21 protein-coding genes, 2 tRNA genes and 1 pseudogene are annotated in these 18,429 nt (G+C 30.1%); 19 read left to right on the top strand and 5 right to left on the bottom strand.

Annotation, left to right across the window (positions count from 1 at the left end; translation table 11 throughout):
• The first annotated feature begins 8 nt into the window (after positions 1 to 8).
• On the top strand, positions 9 to 1,037 hold the full coding sequence (locus JL193_RS04565; RefSeq protein WP_207972689.1) for a phytase: 1,029 nt from the start codon (positions 9 to 11) through the stop codon (positions 1,035 to 1,037).
• Positions 1,038 to 1,409: 372 nt separating this feature from the next.
• Here JL193_RS04565 and aroC read toward each other — a convergent pair whose 3' ends face one another.
• The 4 genes and pseudogenes from aroC to JL193_RS04545 all read right to left on the bottom strand — a co-directional run bounded on the left by aroC (position 1,410) and on the right by JL193_RS04545 (position 3,989).
• On the bottom strand, positions 1,410 to 2,474 hold the full coding sequence (aroC, locus tag JL193_RS04560) for a chorismate synthase (RefSeq protein ID WP_207972688.1): 1,065 nt from the start codon (positions 2,472 to 2,474) through the stop codon (positions 1,410 to 1,412).
• 518 nt (positions 2,475 to 2,992) lie between these two features.
• A pseudogene (locus tag JL193_RS04555) lies at positions 2,993 to 3,235 on the bottom strand (transposase); the annotation flags it as partial.
• A 206-nt stretch (positions 3,236 to 3,441) separates the two neighbouring features.
• A complete protein-coding gene (locus JL193_RS04550) occupies positions 3,442 to 3,741 on the bottom strand; it encodes a type II toxin-antitoxin system RelE/ParE family toxin (RefSeq protein ID WP_207972686.1) in 300 nt (99 codons plus the stop codon).
• A complete protein-coding gene (locus JL193_RS04545; protein ID WP_207973382.1) occupies positions 3,741 to 3,989 on the bottom strand; it encodes a type II toxin-antitoxin system ParD family antitoxin in 249 nt (82 codons plus the stop codon). Before JL193_RS04545 ends, JL193_RS04550 begins: the two co-directional genes overlap by 1 nt.
• A 267-nt stretch (positions 3,990 to 4,256) precedes the next feature.
• Between JL193_RS04545 and JL193_RS04540 the strand changes: the two genes are divergently transcribed.
• The 5 genes from JL193_RS04540 (at position 4,257) to JL193_RS04520 (ending at position 6,564) form a co-directional block, all read left to right on the top strand.
• Positions 4,257 to 4,341: transfer RNA gene (locus JL193_RS04540), tRNA-Ser, on the top strand.
• Positions 4,342 to 4,398: 57 nt separating this feature from the next.
• Positions 4,399 to 4,472: transfer RNA gene (locus JL193_RS04535), tRNA-Arg, on the top strand.
• Positions 4,473 to 4,767: 295 nt separating this feature from the next.
• Entirely contained in the window at positions 4,768 to 5,271 is a 504-nt protein-coding gene (locus JL193_RS04530) for a helix-turn-helix domain-containing protein (protein WP_207970603.1), read from the top strand.
• Positions 5,216 to 5,836 (top strand): IS630 family transposase, encoded by a 621-nt coding sequence (locus JL193_RS04525; protein WP_207973381.1) that lies wholly within the window; start codon positions 5,216 to 5,218, stop codon positions 5,834 to 5,836. The genes JL193_RS04530 and JL193_RS04525 overlap by 56 nt, the downstream gene beginning before the upstream one ends.
• A gap of 5 nt (positions 5,837 to 5,841) precedes the next feature.
• A complete protein-coding gene (locus JL193_RS04520) occupies positions 5,842 to 6,564 on the top strand; it encodes a ThiF family adenylyltransferase (protein ID WP_207973380.1) in 723 nt (240 codons plus the stop codon).
• Here JL193_RS04520 and JL193_RS04515 read toward each other — a convergent pair whose 3' ends face one another.
• Positions 6,565 to 7,323, bottom strand: a complete 759-nt coding sequence (locus JL193_RS04515) for a response regulator transcription factor (protein WP_207972685.1) — start codon at positions 7,321 to 7,323, stop codon at positions 6,565 to 6,567. It abuts the gene before it with no gap.
• A gap of 187 nt (positions 7,324 to 7,510) precedes the next feature.
• Here JL193_RS04515 and JL193_RS04510 point away from each other — a divergent pair, with 187 nt between their 5' ends.
• The 13 genes from JL193_RS04510 to JL193_RS04450 all read left to right on the top strand — a co-directional run bounded on the left by JL193_RS04510 (position 7,511) and on the right by JL193_RS04450 (position 18,422).
• The gene (locus JL193_RS04510; protein ID WP_207972684.1) at positions 7,511 to 8,101 is read left to right on the top strand and encodes a hypothetical protein; all 591 of its coding nucleotides are present in this window, start codon (positions 7,511 to 7,513) and stop codon (positions 8,099 to 8,101) included.
• Between the two features lie 198 nt (positions 8,102 to 8,299).
• Complete coding sequence (locus JL193_RS04505) at positions 8,300 to 10,189, top strand: O-antigen ligase family protein (RefSeq protein WP_207972683.1); 1,890 nt, start codon at positions 8,300 to 8,302, stop codon at positions 10,187 to 10,189.
• A gap of 222 nt (positions 10,190 to 10,411) precedes the next feature.
• A complete protein-coding gene (locus tag JL193_RS04500) occupies positions 10,412 to 10,645 on the top strand; it encodes a hypothetical protein (RefSeq protein WP_207972682.1) in 234 nt (77 codons plus the stop codon).
• Positions 10,646 to 11,806, top strand: coding sequence for a BF3164 family lipoprotein (locus JL193_RS04495; RefSeq protein ID WP_207972681.1), 1,161 nt, complete (start codon positions 10,646 to 10,648; stop codon positions 11,804 to 11,806).
• 1 nt (position 11,807) lies between these two features.
• Positions 11,808 to 12,377 (top strand): hypothetical protein, encoded by a 570-nt coding sequence (locus JL193_RS04490; protein ID WP_207972680.1) that lies wholly within the window; start codon positions 11,808 to 11,810, stop codon positions 12,375 to 12,377.
• Between the two features lie 140 nt (positions 12,378 to 12,517).
• Positions 12,518 to 12,658, top strand: a complete 141-nt coding sequence (locus tag JL193_RS17460; protein WP_207972679.1) for a DUF1573 domain-containing protein — start codon at positions 12,518 to 12,520, stop codon at positions 12,656 to 12,658.
• Positions 12,622 to 12,813 carry a DUF1573 domain-containing protein gene (locus JL193_RS04480; RefSeq protein ID WP_207972678.1) on the top strand — a complete coding sequence of 64 codons (192 nt, stop codon included), beginning with the start codon at positions 12,622 to 12,624 and terminating at the stop codon, positions 12,811 to 12,813. The genes JL193_RS17460 and JL193_RS04480 overlap by 37 nt, the downstream gene beginning before the upstream one ends.
• A 24-nt stretch (positions 12,814 to 12,837) precedes the next feature.
• Positions 12,838 to 13,104: a hypothetical protein gene (locus tag JL193_RS04475; RefSeq protein WP_207972677.1), complete on the top strand. Its 267-nt coding sequence runs from the start codon at positions 12,838 to 12,840 to the stop codon at positions 13,102 to 13,104.
• A 216-nt stretch (positions 13,105 to 13,320) separates the two neighbouring features.
• The gene (locus tag JL193_RS04470; RefSeq protein WP_207972676.1) at positions 13,321 to 13,590 is read left to right on the top strand and encodes a hypothetical protein; all 270 of its coding nucleotides are present in this window, start codon (positions 13,321 to 13,323) and stop codon (positions 13,588 to 13,590) included.
• A gap of 49 nt (positions 13,591 to 13,639) precedes the next feature.
• On the top strand, positions 13,640 to 14,233 hold the full coding sequence (locus JL193_RS04465) for a 6-bladed beta-propeller (protein ID WP_207972675.1): 594 nt from the start codon (positions 13,640 to 13,642) through the stop codon (positions 14,231 to 14,233).
• A 433-nt stretch (positions 14,234 to 14,666) separates the two neighbouring features.
• Positions 14,667 to 15,266, top strand: a complete 600-nt coding sequence (locus tag JL193_RS17455; RefSeq protein WP_207973379.1) for a BF3164 family lipoprotein — start codon at positions 14,667 to 14,669, stop codon at positions 15,264 to 15,266.
• Between the two features lie 102 nt (positions 15,267 to 15,368).
• On the top strand, positions 15,369 to 16,478 hold the full coding sequence (locus JL193_RS04455) for an efflux RND transporter periplasmic adaptor subunit (protein ID WP_207972674.1): 1,110 nt from the start codon (positions 15,369 to 15,371) through the stop codon (positions 16,476 to 16,478).
• Positions 16,479 to 18,422, top strand: a complete 1,944-nt coding sequence (locus tag JL193_RS04450; protein ID WP_207972673.1) for a hypothetical protein — start codon at positions 16,479 to 16,481, stop codon at positions 18,420 to 18,422.
• Positions 18,423 to 18,429: the final 7 nt, after the last annotated feature.

The following is an 18,429-nucleotide window of genomic DNA, read 5'->3' as shown; positions in this document are numbered from 1 at the left end:
TAAAAGATATGGTTTTTTATAAAATAAAAAATAGCATTGTTTTTACAATTTGTGTTCTAGTTACTTTATCCTGCTCGAAAGGAAGCCAATTACCACAAATTAAACCAGATGTTATTACAGAAAAAACGGTAAACGATACAGATGACCCTGCAATTTGGATTCATCCAACAGACCCTTCAAAAAGTATTGTTTTTGGTACAGATAAAAAAACAAACGGAGCTGTTTATGCTTTTAATTTAGAAGGAAAAATTATCGAAGATAAAACCATTAGAAATATTAAAAGACCCAATAATGTCGATTTAGAATATGGTTTTAAAATAAACGATTCTACAACAACAGATATTTTAGTATTTACAGAAAGAGAAAAACAACAAATTCGAATTTTTTCTGTTCCAGAGATGAAACCTTTAGATAATGGAGGTTTGCCAGTTTTTAAAGATGAAAAAAAGATAGAAAATAGGCTTCCTATGGGGGTTGCTTTTTACAAATCTCCCATAGATTCTTCTTTTTATGCAATTGTTGGGCGAAAAAGAGGGCCAAAAGAAAAGTATTTATATCAATATAAACTAATAGCTAAAAACGGTACGATTAAAACAGAATTGGTAAGAAAATTTGGTAATTTTAGTGGTAAAAAAGAAATTGAAGCCATTGCTGTTGATGGTGAAATGGGCTTTGTTTACTATGCAGATGAGCGCCACTGCATTCGAAAATATTATGCAGAACCAACCAAAGGCAATACAGAGATTAGTTGTTTTGGCGGAGACTATTTTTTAGCAGATATCGAAGGAATTGCAATTGCAAAAATGCCAGATAAAACGGGTTACTTAATTATTTCCGATCAAAAAAAAGGGCAATTTAATTTATTTGATAGAACTACAAATGCATTTGTAAAAGCGGTTAATTTATCGACTCTAGAAACCGATGGTTGCGAAGTAGTAACAGTTCCTTTAAACGACACATTTAAAAGCGGATTGTTTGTAGCGATGAACAGCGAAAAGAACTTCTATTTTTACGACTTAGATAAATTGTTGAAATAAAAACAGATTTCTCTAAATTTAAAAAGAGGTTATCTCGAAAGTATTAAAATTTGTCATTTCGACTGTAATGGAGAAATCTTATTTATTGAATTTCAGTACTTTATGTTTTTCGATAACTTTGTTAGCTACTTTCAATTAAAATATATTTTGATTTTAGTAATGCTCAAAAATGATAGTTAAATTTACTTTTTTGACAGCCTTTTTTTAAAATGATACCAGTTACTGTTTGGAATTACTAGAAAATAAATTGATGTTTTTTTTCTTTATATAAAGAAGAAAGAGAAAGCATAGCCTTAGCTACGGTTTTTTTTATTCTGAAATAGAAAGGAAAAAAAGGCGATTTATTACAGGCTTTTCAAATGGTAAATGGTATTATACTTTTCTAGATTTGTTAAGTAACCAAAAATCAGCTAAAACGAGTGCAGTCATTGCTTCAATAATTGGCACAGCTCTTGGTACAACACAAGGGTCGTGCCTGCCTTTTCCAGTTATTTCTGTAACCTCAAAATCAGAATTTATAGTTTGCTGAGCGCTCATAATTGTAGCAACAGGTTTAAAAGCCACTCTAAAATAGATGTCCATCCCATTGCTAATTCCACCTTGTATTCCGCCAGAAAGGTTCGATTGGGTAGAGCCATCTTCATTAAAAACATCATTATGTTCAGAACCTTTCATTTTAGCGCCACAAAAACCACTTCCAAACTCAAAACCTTTAACAGCATTAATAGATAACATTGCTTTGCCCAAAGCTGCATGTAATTTGTTAAAAATAGGTTCTCCCAAACCCACAGGAACATTTTGTGCAACGCAAGTAATGGTTCCTCCAATGGTATCTCCTACTTTTCTAATTTCTTTAATTTTATCAATCATTTTTTCTGCTGAGGTTGCATCAGGACAACGAACAATATTACTTTCTGTCTTAGAAAAGTCTAAATCTTGGTAAGGTTTATCGATAAAAATATCTCCAACAGAAGAGGTAAAAGCATTAATGTTTATCGAGGAAATTAATTGTTTTGCCAAAGCACCAGCAACTACCCAATTTGCAGTTTCACGAGCAGAACTTCTTCCACCACCTCTATAGTCTCTTATTCCGTATTTTTTATCATAGGTGTAATCTGCGTGAGAGGGTCTGTAAACGTTTGTATTGTGGTTATAATCTTTAGATTTTTGATTTGTATTTCTAATGATAAAGCCTATGGAAGTTCCAGTGGTAATTCCATCAAAAATTCCTGATAAAAACTCTACAGTATCTGGTTCTTTTCGCTGTGTAACAATTTTAGATTGTCCAGGTTTACGTCTATCTAACTCTTCTTGGATTGCTTCAAAATTCACTTTTAAACCCGCAGGAAATCCATCGATAACTCCACCAATTGCAGTTCCATGCGATTCACCATATGTTGTTACTTTTAATAAGTTTCCAAAAGAATTAAATGACATTATTTTTGTATTTATTTAGGGTACAAATATACTAAAGTGATTCTTACGAAATTTTATTTTTCTTTATAAACCTAAGTTCGATATTAAAATTACATATAAAACATTTAATTGTTTTAAAATCAGTTATTTATCGGTTCGAGCATTGCTGAAAATCAAAATATATTTTAATTGAAAGTAACAAACGAAGTTTAGAGAGCAGTTGCAAAACTAGCATTTTAAATAAATCTCGACTACGCTCCATTTAGTTGAAAAGAATTTCTTGAAGAACGTTAGTCTGTCTCAAAACCACCATTTGTTGTTAAATATAAGAAATTTAAATTATTTCAGATTATTTTAAGCAACTTTTAAAGGTTTAATTTTATGAAATTGGTTTCGGTTTTTTGATGTAAAAAGTGTGTGAAATAGGCTTAAAATAACGCGTATTTGGGTTAAAAATAGAACCGAGGCATTCCATAAGCTTTTAAGTGGGTTTATGCCTTGATTTTTGAGAATATTCAGAATTCTACGCAAGTTATTTTTTCTAATTGGCGAGAGGAACGCATGCGGTTCATGTAGCCATAGATGAAGAGTTTGAGTAAATCGGCGGGGTTGTAAGAAGGCCTTCCTGTTTGGGCAGTCTTGGTCAAATCAAACTGGGATAAATCCAAGCGATCTACAAAAATGTCAATGGCTCGAACGCTGTTATCCTTATCGATCATGTGGTCCAAGGCGGTAGGGAAAAGTCCGAGTTGATTACGAGGGGTTCGTGCGATATATTCCATACTTAAAGACATAGAATTTTTACTTTTTTACCAATAAAATTGATGAGAGTTTTGAGACAGTCTGACGTTGTTGTATATGGTTTGTTGCGTTGTACTAGGAATTAAAGTTAGTTAAAAATTGATCATTTATCGCTTCCGTGTATCATTCCGTTGGAAACCAATCTAGCAATGAACGTTATACTTTGTTAGCTACTGCCACGTATATTTTACTCATCAAGTCTTGATTCAATATCCATTCTTTGGTGTAATATTCTAATGATTTCGACTCTTTCTTTTTTTCGATTGATTTTGTAGAAAATAAAATGTGATTTGATTCTAGATCTATAATATCCTTTTCTAATTTCATTGTAATCTTTTCCTGAAGTGGGATTTTTAGCGATATATTCAATTTCGTCCAAAATCAGATTAAAATACCTGTCGGCTTGTTCCGCTGACCAGTTTTCGAAAGTGTAGAGCCAAATGTTTTCGATATCACGATTTGCCTCTTGACTGATTTTATATTCCATTATTCAGTCAAATACTTTTGATGAATTTCTTTCAAGAGTTTAGTTCGGTCTAAGTTTTCTACAAATCCGGATTTTTCACCTTTTTTGAGTGCTTTGATCAATTCAGATTTCTTTGATTCCTGATGTTCAAACATTCTCAAAGCGGCTCTAACGACTTCACTTGCGGAAGAGTATTTTCCGCTTTTTATTTGTTGACTGATGAATTTATCGAAGTAATCACCAAGAAGAATAGAAGTGTTTTTCGGCATAACATGAAGTTTAAATTCAAATATACCAATACTTGGTATGTTATTCAAATTTTTTCTTTCGAAAATGTTTGCGAGTGGTTGTAGCTAACTCACTTTATAACAATTGTTACAACTTTAATACTAAAATAAACCTTAGATAATGAATAAGATAGATTGATGCGTTAGCGATATTTAAAAAAGATAAAAAATAATCGCTTTTTTCTTTTACAGAGTTAAAAAAGCTTTATATATTTGCATCCGCATTCAGGAAATACCTGAAAGATTTCTGGAGAAATGGCAGAGTGGTCGAATGCGGCAGTCTTGAAAACTGTTGACTGTAACAGGTCCGGGGGTTCGAATCCCTCTTTCTCCGCTAAGAAACCAAACCCTTGTATTTTCAAGGGTTTAAATTTCTTAAAAGTATTATTTAGGGCTCTTAGCTCAGCTGGATAGAGCACCTCCCTTCTAAGGAGGCGGTCGAAGGTTCGAATCCTTCAGGGCTCACATAAAGCTTCACAGAAATGTGAGGCTTTTTTGTTTTTATAGGTTTTGTAAGGGTTTACAGGATCAAGTCCAAAAGTTGTGTTTACGCAAAATATTGTTGTTAATCCAAAAAAAAATATCCGAAAAAACTACACTTTTTTAGTAGATTTTAATTGGTATAGGTGTCTTATTTTTGTAAAAAATAAAAATAATGAGGAATCGATATTGTAGAAACAGAATATACCTTATACCATTTAAACTTTGAATTCAAGATAATATTTATTATCTTTCGAGGTAAAATTTATTATCTTTCAATATGCCAAAGAAAATTACCTTATCCATTAAAGAAGAATCTGTTGAATTGCGAAAACTATATGAGTCTACCACTACAGAATTACGAAGAGATCGTTTAAAAATGTTATACTACATAAAGTCCGGGAAATACATCTATCGTAATGCGATCGCAAAGAAGCTTGGCAGACGTCCAACCACCATAGGCAATTGGATTAAAGACTATGAAACAGGAGGCCTTTCAAATTTATTAGAAATACATAGCGGAGGTAATAATACCGTTCATATTTCAGATAGAGCAAAAGCCTATATCTCCAAGACATTATCTAATAGCGATACCACCATAACTTCCTATATAGAGTTACAAGCTCGTATAGCCGAAGATTTATCAGAGATGATAAATTATGGTGCACTTTATGCACATTGTAGGCGAAAACATAAGTCTAAGCTAAAAGTATCAAGAAAGTCACACTATAAAAAAGACCCGAAAGCCGAAATGGTTTTTAAAAAACCTAGAAAACACTTTTAAATTATTTAGAACAAAACTAAATAAAAATAACTTTGAATCGGTCAATTTATTTTTTCAAGATGAATCTCGTTTTGGATTAATCACCAAACAAAAAAGAGTCATTACAGCTAAAGGCGTTAAACCTATAGCAAAGTACAAACATAGTTATCAGAGTAAATGGCTATGGGGAAGTTTTTCACCCATTACCGGTGAGAGTTTCTGCATGCTAACAGATACTGTGTGTAAAGACTTTTTTATTGAGTATTTAACAGACTTAAGTGCCTGTAATCCTTTGGAACTAAAAATTGTAATTATTGACAATGCAGCTTTCCACTCTACTAAAGATGTAAAATTGCCTGATAATATTATTTTATTACCTATCCCTGCATATTGCCCTGAACTAAATCCAGCTGAAAAAGTTTGGCAATACCTTAAAAGTAAAATTGCAATGAAAATTTATGACACTTTAGATATACTAGAATCCAAAATAGAGCACCTAGTTTATCAAATGGATAATAAGACCATTAAGTCTATAACCGGATATGAATTTTATCTAAAATCTTTTTATAACGTTTTTAATGTTTAAATGGTATTACTAAAAAAGAGCAAGAGATAATTAAAGATTATCCCATAATATTAGGAGGTAGTGGTATAGGTAGTAATATTGCTGAGTGTGCTTTAAGGCTTGGTTTCGAAAACATAACCATTGTCGATGGCGATCAAGTAGAATTGTCTAACCTAAACAGGCAAAATTATACTGAAAGTGATATTTCAGCAGATAAAACAGAAGCCCTAGCAAAAAGATTGAAATCAATTAACAGCAAAGCAAAAATAACTGTTCGTAATTGCTTTTTAACTTCTAAAAATGTTAAAGAATATATTCAAGGGTATAAAATAGCGATTAATGCTTTAGATTTTTCTTCAGAAGTCCCTTTATTATTTGATAAAATTTGCCAAGAACAAAATATTCCTGTTTTGCATCCGTATAATTTGGGTTGGGGAGGATTGGTAACAGTAATTACTCCAAAAGGTCTTTCTTTAAATGCAATTGCAAAACCGAATGAAACATTTAGTGAATTAAATATGGTCGAATATGCTTCAAGTTATATGAAGTTTTGGAATGATAAACAAAGTTGGATAGATAATGTAATTAAAGAATATAAAAAAGAGAAAGAAGATTTATCGCCACCACAATTAGCGATTGGCTCATGGATGGTGGCAGCTATGTGCACCCATATACTTTTTAATATTGCAACAAAAAAAGAGGTAAAAAAATTTCCTGAATTTTATTTGTCATCAATACATACAATGTAACTAAATAAGTTTGTTATTTGTTGCGTAAGCAATGGCTTCAGAGACATTGGTAACGCCTAATTTTTTAAATAATTTTCTTCTATGAAATTTCACAGTGTCTGCAGACACACAAGTAGCTGCAGCAACTTCATTTATAGTAAGCCCTCTTGTTGAATATTGAAGTATTTCTTTTTCTCTGTTAGATAGCTTTATTTTTTCTTCTGCTTTCCACAAATCGTTTTGCAAATCGTATTTAAGTATTTTATCACTTCCCTTTTTATGGATTTTTATATTTCCAGAATTTTGGTTGTTAGAAAGAGATACGATGCATATCGCTTTCCATACTTTTCCATCGTCTGTTAAAAATAAAGGAGTTAGTTTTTGATTGATTAAAATAGTTTTTTCTTCTTGATTTTTTAAATGGAAATCATAAGAGATGGTATAATATTTTCGTTCTCCTAAAGGAATTTTATCATAAAACTCAAACCCTATCGTATTTATCTTTAAAAGTAAATCAAGATCTGGTTTAGTTACATATTTAAAATAAAATGCATACCCTAAGGCTAGTACTTCTTCGGCTGTATGGCCACATAAAAATAATGGATTGTCAGAAACATATTCGAACCCTTTTTCTTTATAATCAATAACGTAGATACTTTTATAAGTCGTTCTTGCGAATGCTTTAATGGTCTCTAAATAGTTAGCTGTTTGTTTTTGCTCGCTATTAGAGACGTTGTTTACTGTATTTCTAAAAGAGAAAAAATCGTTGATAGTTGCCATTTATAAAAATCGAATAGTTCGTAATAGTGTTTGGTAATAAATAGTTTTACAAATTAACAAATAAAAATAATATACTAATTTCGACAAAACATGATACTTATTTTGCACTTAATAATCTAAAAACTACAATTTGGTGTAATGCTACTTATATACAGGCTAGATAACTTTACGAGTAAAATATATTATTATGATACTCAAAAAAAATTATTTAGAAAAACTTGAATCAGATCAGCTATTTGATTTAGCAGAATTTATTGTAATGGAAAACTTCAAACACCATTCGAACCAGGTTTTACCAAAAGATTACAGGAAAGATATTCATTCTATTTATAATGAAGAAATAATTTATTGTAAAAATTCAGAAATTTTTGTGGCTAAAGATCATTTAGGAGGTATGGTGGGGGCTATTCGTGTGTTAAAATGGAATTATATAGACGTTTTACCAATTCAAAAGATATTTGGAATCAATCCATTAGTAGCTACTAAAGAAATACATGTACACAATATTTATCATATTGGGCGATTTGCCATAAAAAAAGAAATAGGCAACATTTATTTGTTTAAACAGTTAATGATTTGTGCCATAGCCTCGGTTTGTGCGTATAAAGATAATATTGTTTTTGCCGAATGCGACAGTAAGTTAGTACGCATATTATCGCTACTAGGTATAAAAACGAATGTTATTGGTGCATCTATAAATTATTTAGGTTCCGAAACTATTCCTATTTCAATGGATTATAATGGACTTATTGAATTTTATAATAAAAACAAATCTTAGTGCCTAGAACTATCTTACATCTAAAAAAAAACTTTTGTATTAACGATAGTCAGCCCAGATTTTTTTAGTAAACAGCTACATAATGTTATCATTAGTGGTGTAAAAGTTCATAATTAGAGAAAAAACTACCCTTTAGTGTATTGACTTTTAGAAGATTATTTATTAACTTTGTTTTTTACCCAAAAAACAGATTTCATCATGTCGTTAACAAAAGCCTCTAATATTGTTTTAGTGCTTATTGTTGGTTTGCTACTAATGGTATTGCCTCAAATTAACATTGCAAATTATGTGCAATCTACCATTACAAGTAAATTTATAGTTTTTGCATATAGTTGTTTGGTAATTTTGGTAAGTTTTATAGCAATGTTTCTTTTTTCTAAAGGAAAAAGAATACAAATTTCTAAATTAGACATCATTTTTTTATTGCTTTTTGGTTGTATCACTATAAATAGATATTTTATTCAGCCCGATTATGGTTTTTCCATACGTTATATGGAGCTATTGGGGCTAGGTTTTTTGTATATTATCATGCGAAATATATCCTATAAAACCTATGTTTGGTTGTTGTTAGCTATTGTTATTTCAGGGATTATCCAAGCCATTTATGGCAATTTGCAATTGCTAAATTATTACCCTTCTAATCATTCTAGGTTTCAACTTACAGGTAGTTTTTTTAATCCAGGACCATATTCGGGGTTTCTTGTTGCAGTATGGCCCATAGCTTTAAGCATGTATCTATTTAAAGAAAAGTTCGTAGAACAGGTGCAGGCTCAAATGACCAATCACGCTAAATTCGTAAATACTATAGTAAAGTATGCCTTCGAATACATTCCTTTGTTAGGGGTAATAAGTATTATTTTAGTAATACCTGCCACGCATTCTAGAGGGGCTTGGCTAGCAGTAATAGTAAGTAGCTTACTTTTGTTAGAGTTTCGATATCGTTTTATAAAAAACACTTTTTATAAAGCTACTCTAACAAAAAAAATAGTTGTAATAGTATTCGCCACAAGTTTATTTACTACGGGGTTATTGGGTGTTTATCATTTTAAAAAAGAATCGGCAGATGGAAGACTCTTTATTTGGAAAGTCTCCTCAGAAATCATAAAAGATTACCCTTTTACTGGTGTAGGCTTCGATAAATTTAAAGCATATTATATGAATTATCAAGCCAATTATTTTGTAAAACATGGTGAAACAGCAGAAGCTTTGGTGGCAGATAACACCTACTACGCTTTTAACGATTGGTTGCAATTTGTTGTAGAAAACGGTTTAATGGGTTTTTTGCTATTGGCTATTGGTATATACATGCTTTTTAGAATAAAAGCTGGAGACAAAAACTATTACTTTTTTTTTATAGTAAAAGCAACATTTTTGGCCATTGGTACTTTTGCACTGTTTTCTTACCCTGTACAGATATTGCCTATTAAACTTATTATGGTGGTAGCTTTTGCTTTATTAGCAACTATAGACAAACAAAAATATACGGTTTTTAATACCCACAAAAGTACTATACCTTATATAGTGTGGGGGTTAAAAACAATCGTGCTAGCATTAGGTTGGGTAGGACTATCTTTTGGAATTGGGCATGTCCAAACCCTAGATTCAGGCTTTAAAACATGGAAAAACGCTTTAAACATGTACCAATATGGTGCTTATGAAGATGCTATAGAAGATTTTACAAGTGTCTATTCTATATTTAATAAAGAAGGCGAATTTTTAATGAACTATGGCAAAACCTTATCATTAGCAAAACAACATAAAGAAGCCGTGCAAATTTTAGAAGCAGCAAAACACCATTTAAATACCACTATTATAGAAACAGCATTGGGAGATGCATATAAAGGCATAAAGCAATATAAAAAAGCAGAAATAGCTTACCAACATGCGGCTAATATGATACCTGTTAGATTTTACCCTTTGTATTTGCAAGCAAAGTTATATGAGGAAAGCGAACAAAAAAACAAAGCGATTGCCATGGCTAAAACCATATTAAAGAAAGAGGTTAAAATACCCTCGACAGCAATAAAAGAAATAAAAGCCGAAATGAAAAAAATAACAACAGAAAAACCTCTGGGTTTAAAAAATTAAAAAATACAGTACAATCTTTAATCTTAAAAAATGTAACACAATGACTTAGCTTTACAATACCCCAGAAGAAATCTTTACTATTTTAAAGATATTATTACCTAAAAAAATAAGTGATTTTGGTGTTTGGCAAAAGTAGCACCTTCTCTAAGACTTTGCAAAATTAATAATTAATAATATACGCAAGAATAAGATATTCTTGTTAACAGTTTAAAATTTAACAAAATGAAAAAAATAATAGGAATTATAGGAGTTGTTGCTATAGCAATGACTGTGTTCTTTAGTTCTAACTCTGGAAATAAAAATACAGATTTAGCAGGTTTAATTGCAATGAATACTGCAAATGCTGAAAGTGACTCTAACGGTTGTGATGATGATTTGCACGATCAATGCTTGATTTATGGACAAACAATTCAAGATTGTGATCCTTCAAGGGCATGGCATACTTGTAGTAAATAATTGAAAAAATTATCATATAGACAAGGTGGTTTGAGAAATATCAAGCCATCTTTTTATAGGTTTAAAATTAATCATAATAAGAACAATATTTATATAATGACAATAAATAATAAATTATTAATTTTTAGTACAACTCTATTTTTTATTCTCATTTCTTGTAGTAATAAGAATAAGGTTGTTTTAAATCATAGCAATTCTTCATTTGCTAATTTTCCAAAGGAACAAAATGTCTCATTTGAAAATCTTTTTGAATACAAAGTTGGAACTCCAAAAGCTATGAAATTAGTTGATTCTACCCTAATAATATTTAATTCAACTAAGAAAATTAAATCATTTTTTTATAATTATTCTATTAAAAGCGGTCAAATATCCCGTGGATATTTACACAAAGGAAGAGGTCCTAAAGAAGCTTTAGGTGCTTCTTGCTTTGGAATAGTTGATAATATATTATGGGTACATGATGTAACGTTAAAAAAAATATTTATTATGGATAAAAAAGAAATTTTATCCGGAAACATTTCATCTTTTAAAGCATACCCCTTAGAAGGAAACTATTATCAAATTTCTGTTATTGATAATAGTAGTATCTTAATCAATGGGAAAATAGATTCTAATTATAAAATTCAAGAAATAAATTTTTCCGAGAGATTATTAAATGAATTTGGAGAGTTTGAAAATTTACCTAAAGATTTGCCTCTTGACGCGCTAAAAGATGCTTATCACTCTTTTTTCTTTTTAAGCCCTTCTAAAGATAAAGTAGCCATTTCATATTTATATACAGATTTGTTAGAAATATACAATTTAAAAAGTCCATATGAAAATGAAACAGTACAGGGACCTGAGGGTATTAATATAGAATTTGAGATAGGAAAAAGACAATATTACAATTACATGAAAAAGAATGAAGGAATTAGAAAAACTTTTCTTGCTGGTGCAGTTACAGATAAACATATTTACTTAGCTTATTCTGGTTTAAGCTATGCCGAGAGAAATGATATTAATTATTGCAAATATGTTTATGTGTATGATTGGAATGGAACCCCAGTAAAAAAGCTAAATTTGAATAAGCGTATTATGGGGTTGGCTGTTTCTGGTGATGATAGAACCATATATTCATACGATGCGGATACTGGATTTATTGTTAAAGCTGAAATTGAATAACATGAAACAAATTTATATTTTAAAATATTTTGTACTAATTACATTTGTTTTTTGCATAATATCTTGCAAAAAAGGAAGTAATAATGAAATTAAGCCTCTGAGATCTGTTATTGAAAAAACAATAGGAAAGAAATTGGTACTCCCAGATAATATCAAAATATACGCTCCTTTTTCAAATTATATTGCAGATAGTAGTAATATTTGGAATTCTGAATATAGAATTTATTCAAGAATCGACGCTTCATGCGGTACATGCATAGGAAATATTAAGATGTGGAGTAAATTGATTCCTGAATTTCAAAAATATAAAGTTCCTATAATTTTAATATTTCATTCAGACGATAGATTTGAGTTGATTAAATATTTTTGTGAATCTGGTCAAATAGAAGAATTTTCTTTTCCATTCTTTTTCGACAGTGAAAATAAATATGCCGAAATGAATGAGTTTATGAAAATAAATAAAAATTTTGAAACAGTTTTAACTGATACCAATAACACCATACTTTTAACCGGAAACCCAACTACATCTACCGATATTATGAATTTATATATAAAAGAAGTAAGTAAGTAAGTAAGTAAGTAAGTAAGTAAGTAAAACAATCATTTTTGTTGGAGTTATTTTTAGTTTAATTTTTTTTTCAGCAACTCTAAAGAAAGGAATGATAATGGCGTAATAGATGAACTACAATCTAGAATGTTATTTAAAACGATGTGTATAATTTTGGCTTAATTCCAGCTAAAAAAGATACAACTGCTGTTTTTAACTTTTCTAACACAGGAGAAACTCCATTAGTTATAACAGGTGTAAAAACCAGTTGCGTACCATACCAGAATACCCTAAAGGTATTATAAAACCTAGCGAGAGAGGAGAAATAAAAGTGGTATATGATACCAAATACCCAGGACGTTTTAACAAAACGATTGCCGTATTTTATAATAGTAAGGGTTCGCCAAAGATATTAACTATAAAAGGAGAAATACCTTATCCAAAAGATGTTAAGAATTAGAAGCTTTAAAAGCGTTAAAAGAATATGACTATAAAAACTAAATCACTCATTCAAGTAAAAAGATCACTAATTCTTTTATTAGTTACCTTCTCGTCTTGCAAAAAAGACCAAGCCAAAGCAGAAGAGGAAACCATTGAAAATAAGCAATACCTCCCCGAAAAAAACAAAGCCATTGCCCTAGCTAAAACCATATTAAAGAAAGAGGTTAAAATACCCTCGACAGCAATAAAAGAAATAAAAGCGGAGATGAAAACAATAATAACAGAAAAACCTCTGGGTCTAAAAAATTAAAAGATACAATGTTTAACATTAAAAATATAAAACAATGACTTTGCTTTACAATACCCCAGAGGAAATCTTTACTATTTTAAAGATATTATTACCTAAAAAAATAAGTGATTTTGGTGTTTGGCAAAAGTAGCACCTTCTCTAAGACTTTGCAAAATTAATAATTAATAATATACGCAAGAATAAGATATTCTTGTTAACAGTTTAAAATTTAATAAAATGAAATCAAAAATTTTAACAAGTTTGGGAATAGGCGCTATTGCTATGGCTCTATTTTTTTATACTAATGCAATTAATGACAAAAATACCAATGTAGATTTGGCCAGCTTAATTACTATCAGTAATGCTAATGCTGAAGAAAATAATTGCCAAATAGGAGGTCTTGCAAACTTATGTTGTCCATACTGGAATGTAACAATAACATGGACTTTTACTGGTCCTAAAACTTCTTGCACTACAGGAGGTTTATTTAAATGTAAGGAATGCTAACTAGACAAGGGAGCATAGTTATGCTCCCTTACTTTTAAAAATTAAAAATATGATTTTACAAAAAATAAGCTTATTTGTTTTTCTTCTTGCCGTTCTTTCATGTCAAAATGAAAAAACTAATTTATTACCTTCTAATATGAAAGTAAAATTAGAAAAGGTTTGTAATCTTAATTCGAATATCGAACAAATTGGAGAAATTCAATCTTTCGATTTTATAAATGAAAAGGAATTTATAATTTCAATTAAAGAGAGTAACGATATTTTCATATACGATTTCAATGGGAATCAAATTAAAAAAATAAATAATTCAGGTAACGGGCCAAATGAATACGGAGACGCTTCTATAATAAGGGTTTTTGACCAAAAAATTTATGTTTGGGACTCAACTAAATTGAATGTGTTTGTTTACGACCTCAATGGAAATTCTATAAAAGAAATAAACAAATTAGGAAGTGCAATTAAAGACTTTATCCCAACAAAAACCCATATTATCTACTATTTAGCAGGTGGTTATGAAAATTTAATTGCAAGTTATGATATACTCAATGATAGCTATAAATATTTAGGGAACACATCAGAAGAGCATATCCTTCTAAATATGAATAGTCATTCTGGGGCATCACTCTTTTTAATGATACAATAAGGTATTGTAGTTCTGATAATTTAACCCTTAACAATTATGATTTAAAAAGTAGTTATACTTCCCATATTTCAATAAAAGACAAAGAATTTGAAGTTCAAAAAGTCAAGAACGGCGTTTCCCTTGTAAATGGAAATAGAGAAAAGGCAATAAAGTACCTTATGGAAAACAGCCTAGTCTCTGGACTTTTCTCAACTAAAAAGAATATTTTTCAAATAGCAGATGTTGGAATATTAAAGACTGAAAACAATTCTTTAAATATTTCGAATAGATTTAAAAAATTTTATATTTTTAACAAAAAAATGGAATTAGAGGGAGTTGCAAAAATAAATTACTCTCTAACCGATAACATTTATACGAGCAACAATGAAAACCTTTTTTTAATCAAATTCAACTACGAAAATAGTAAACCCAGATATGAATTGTTTAAAGTTAAATTGGGTTTAAAATAGTATATATAATTTATGCTATAAAAACGTTTTCATCAGCAGCGTACAGCAATGGCTATATTATTGGATCTTCAGACAATAAGCGATTCGGTTCGTATAATTTAACTAATAAAACCAGTGTTGAAAAATTTGAGTACCCAAAAGGCAAAGGAATATTAAGTGACCAATATTGTTTTCAAAGTCACCCATCAAAGAATTTTGTTGTAGGAGTTCAACTTTATTCAAAAATAATATCAATCTTAGAAATAAATAACAATAACCTACATTTAAAAGAACTAGTTTGGTGGCAAAATACGAATAAGCAATTACAAAGTGGAAATGAAATTACAAAACAAATTTCATCATTAGAAGACAAAAATTGTTTTCTGGATGTAGCAACAACTAAAGACTATATTTATGTTTTATATAGTGGAAAACCTTACGGAAATACAAAAGCATCTGTTGGTAAATCGTATTTAAGCAATTTAATTTATGTATTTAATTGGAAAGGAGAACCTGTTAAGAAATTTAAATTAGATAAAGAGGTAATATCAATAACAATTGATAAAAAAATAAGACTTTATATGCAGGTTCTTTCGAAAATTTAGAGCCGTGTTTGTTAAAGTTTAAATTAATTTTATGAAAAGAGTTGTATCTTAAAGAAATTAACAAAAGGATTTAATACTTTAGTCTGCCATAAAGAAAATAATATGTGTAAAAAAAGAAAAACACTCATCCACTTAAAAATATTTATCATCCTTTTTGCGATTACTTTCTTGTCTTGCAAAAAAGACCAAGCCAAAGCAGAAGAAGATCGTCTTGAGAAAAAGCAGTTCCTTCCCGAAAAAAACGAGGTAAATGCGATGGTATTAGAACAAGGAATTTTTAAAAAGGAAATCGTTAGCAATGGTAAGTTAGTAGCTTTACAAAAAAATCAACTAAGATTTAATGTAAGCGAAAATCTAGAAAAACTCTATGTAAAAAACGGAGACTATGTAAAAAAAGGGCAAACTTTGGCTGTTTTAAAAACCTTTACCTACCAACAAGCTTATACCAAAGCCAAAATTAATTTAAATAAAGCAGTATTAGAACTTCAAGATAAATTGGTAGGTCGTGGATACGAAAGCTTTAACAAAGACAGCATTCCATCAGAAGAATACGAGATGCTTACTATTCGATCGGGTTATAAAGATGCGTTGCATGAGTTGCAAAATACAGAGTTTAAATTAAAATCTACCAAACTTATAGCACCTTTTAGCGGTAAAATAGCGAATATAAAAAATAAACTTTACGAACATATAAATGCAGGATCAGAAATTATGACCTTAATAAACGATCAAATTTTTGAAGTAGAGTTTTATTTAATAGAATCTGAAGTTTCGGAAATCGCAGTTAACGAACAAATACAAATTGAGCCCTTTGCACTAAAGAAAACCTATCAAGGGCGAATCGTAACCATTAACCCCCAAGTAGAAAAAGACGGTACCATTTTAGTGAAAGCCAGAGTTAAAAATGATGGCAACCTAATTGAGGGAATGAATGTTAAGGTATTTATCCAAAAAGATGTTCCCAATCAATTTGTAGTCCCCAAAGCATCTGTAGTTTTACGACAAAACCAAGAAGTACTATTTATCATAAAATCTGGAAAAACCTATTGGACCTATGTACAAACAACCAATGAAAATAGCAAGCAATACACCGTAATTCCTCACCCAGATAAGAGTAGTGCCTCATTAAAAGTTGGAGATACTATAGTGGTTTCAGATAATTTAAACTTAGCACACGATACAGAAGTAACTATTAAAAAAATAATAGATTAAGTGAGCGCAATTAACCCATGTATTTTTACAATTATCGTAGCATTGTTATTAAGCTTATCTTCTTGTAGTGAGCCCTCTAAAGAGATAGGGCAAGCTTTAAAATTAGCAGGCGAAAATAAAGCGGAACTGCAAAAAGTAATAGATCATTACCAGGCACCAAAAGATAGTTTAAAACTAAAAGCAGCCCTTTTTCTTATTGGAAATATGGATAGTCATTATTATAAAACCATTGCACCTAGAGAAAAATGGGAAAGAGTATTAAGAGCTTCAGATAGTTTAATTAAAAACAAAATTCCTGATTACAAAAAAAAGATAAAAGACATGTTTTATAGTCAGGGAAACTTAATAGCTTCTCCTCGTTTAGATGTACAGACTATAAAAGCAAAAGATTTAATAACCAATATCGAATTGGCTTTTAAAGTATGGCCACAACCTTGGAACGATTTTTTAGATTTTGATGGTTTTTGCAACTTTATATTACCATATAGATCAAAAAATGAGCCTTTTACTAAAAATTTTAGAACACAAAGTCACAACGAACTTTTTGAGCTTATAAGCAACACAAATTCTAAAGATATATTAACAACTATCGATAGATTGTCGCCTCTTGAAAACGGGGGCAGGCTTATAAAATTATTCCCTACAGATTTAGCGATAAGCGATATAGAAAAGGGTAAAATGGCAGATTGTATCGATGCAACAAATTATGTAATTGCAAAAGGAAGAGCTGTTGGAATTCCTATGGCTATGGACTTTACCTTTTGGGCAAATGGTAGAAGTAGCCACTATTGGAATGCATTTTTATATAGTAAAGACAGTTTACAAAGAGCAGACAGCATGTTCTTTTGGGGATCTCCTGGAACCTATAAAACAAGAAATAAAGTAGCCAAAATTTACAGGTTTATGTATAGCAAACAAGACCAAAATATTAAAAATAAAGAAATCAATACCTTTCTTAACAGCCCTTACATACAAGATGTTACTTCGCAATATATAAAAACCACAAACATAAAATTAACACTAAATAAAAACGAAGGTAAAAAATACACAAAAGCTTATCTCTGTATTTTTAACGATAGAAAATGGACTCCCATAGCTGTAACAAAAATAAATAATGAAAACAAAGTCAGCTTTCCAGATGTTGGTAGAGAAAATATTTTTGTAATTGCAGCTTATAGAAACCATAGAATAATTCCCTTACATGACATTTTATCTTTAGACAAGACAGGCAATATTCAAACATATATAATTGATAATAACAAAACAGAAAGTGTTATTTTAAAACGCAAGGCAAACAAAAGTAAAAGCTTAGATTGGGTTACTTCTAGCATGCTTCATTCTTCTTTTGAAGTATCTAACCATTCTAATTTTAAAGAATATCAAACAATATACAAACCACAGCCTGGTGATGATTTAAATAATGGAAGACCCATAAAAGTAACGCTAAACTTAGATCATTCTTTTAGATATTTTCGATTTAAAACTGAAATAAAAGACTGGCTTACATTAGCAGAAATGGCTGTTTATTCTAAAGGTAAAAAAATAGAAGGTAAAGTTATTTATTCAAAACATTTTAAGGCTGAAAATATAAAGCCAATGTTAAAGATTTTTGATGAGGATCTTTTAACCTTTTATACGGCTCCCAATGCAAAACATTCTTATTGGGTTGGGTTAGATTTTGGAAAAAGAAAAGAACTAAATGAATTGTTTTATGCCCCTAGAAGTGATGTAAATTATGTGAAGCCTAATGATGTTTACGAACTTTTTTATTGGAATGATGCATGGGTATCTCTTGGAAGCAAGGTAGCTAAAGAATATTTTATAAAGTACGATAACGTTCCTAAAGGTGCTATTTTATGGTTGCGTAATTTAAGTGAGGGTATAGAAGAAGATCTGTTTGTTTATAAAAATAATAAACAATCATTTTGGTATTCCAAAAATTAATAAAAAA

This window comes from Polaribacter batillariae (assembly GCF_017498485.1).
Classification (GTDB): Bacteria; Bacteroidota; Bacteroidia; order Flavobacteriales; family Flavobacteriaceae; genus Polaribacter; species Polaribacter batillariae.
This window is presented reverse-complemented; position numbering and strand designations above follow the sequence as displayed.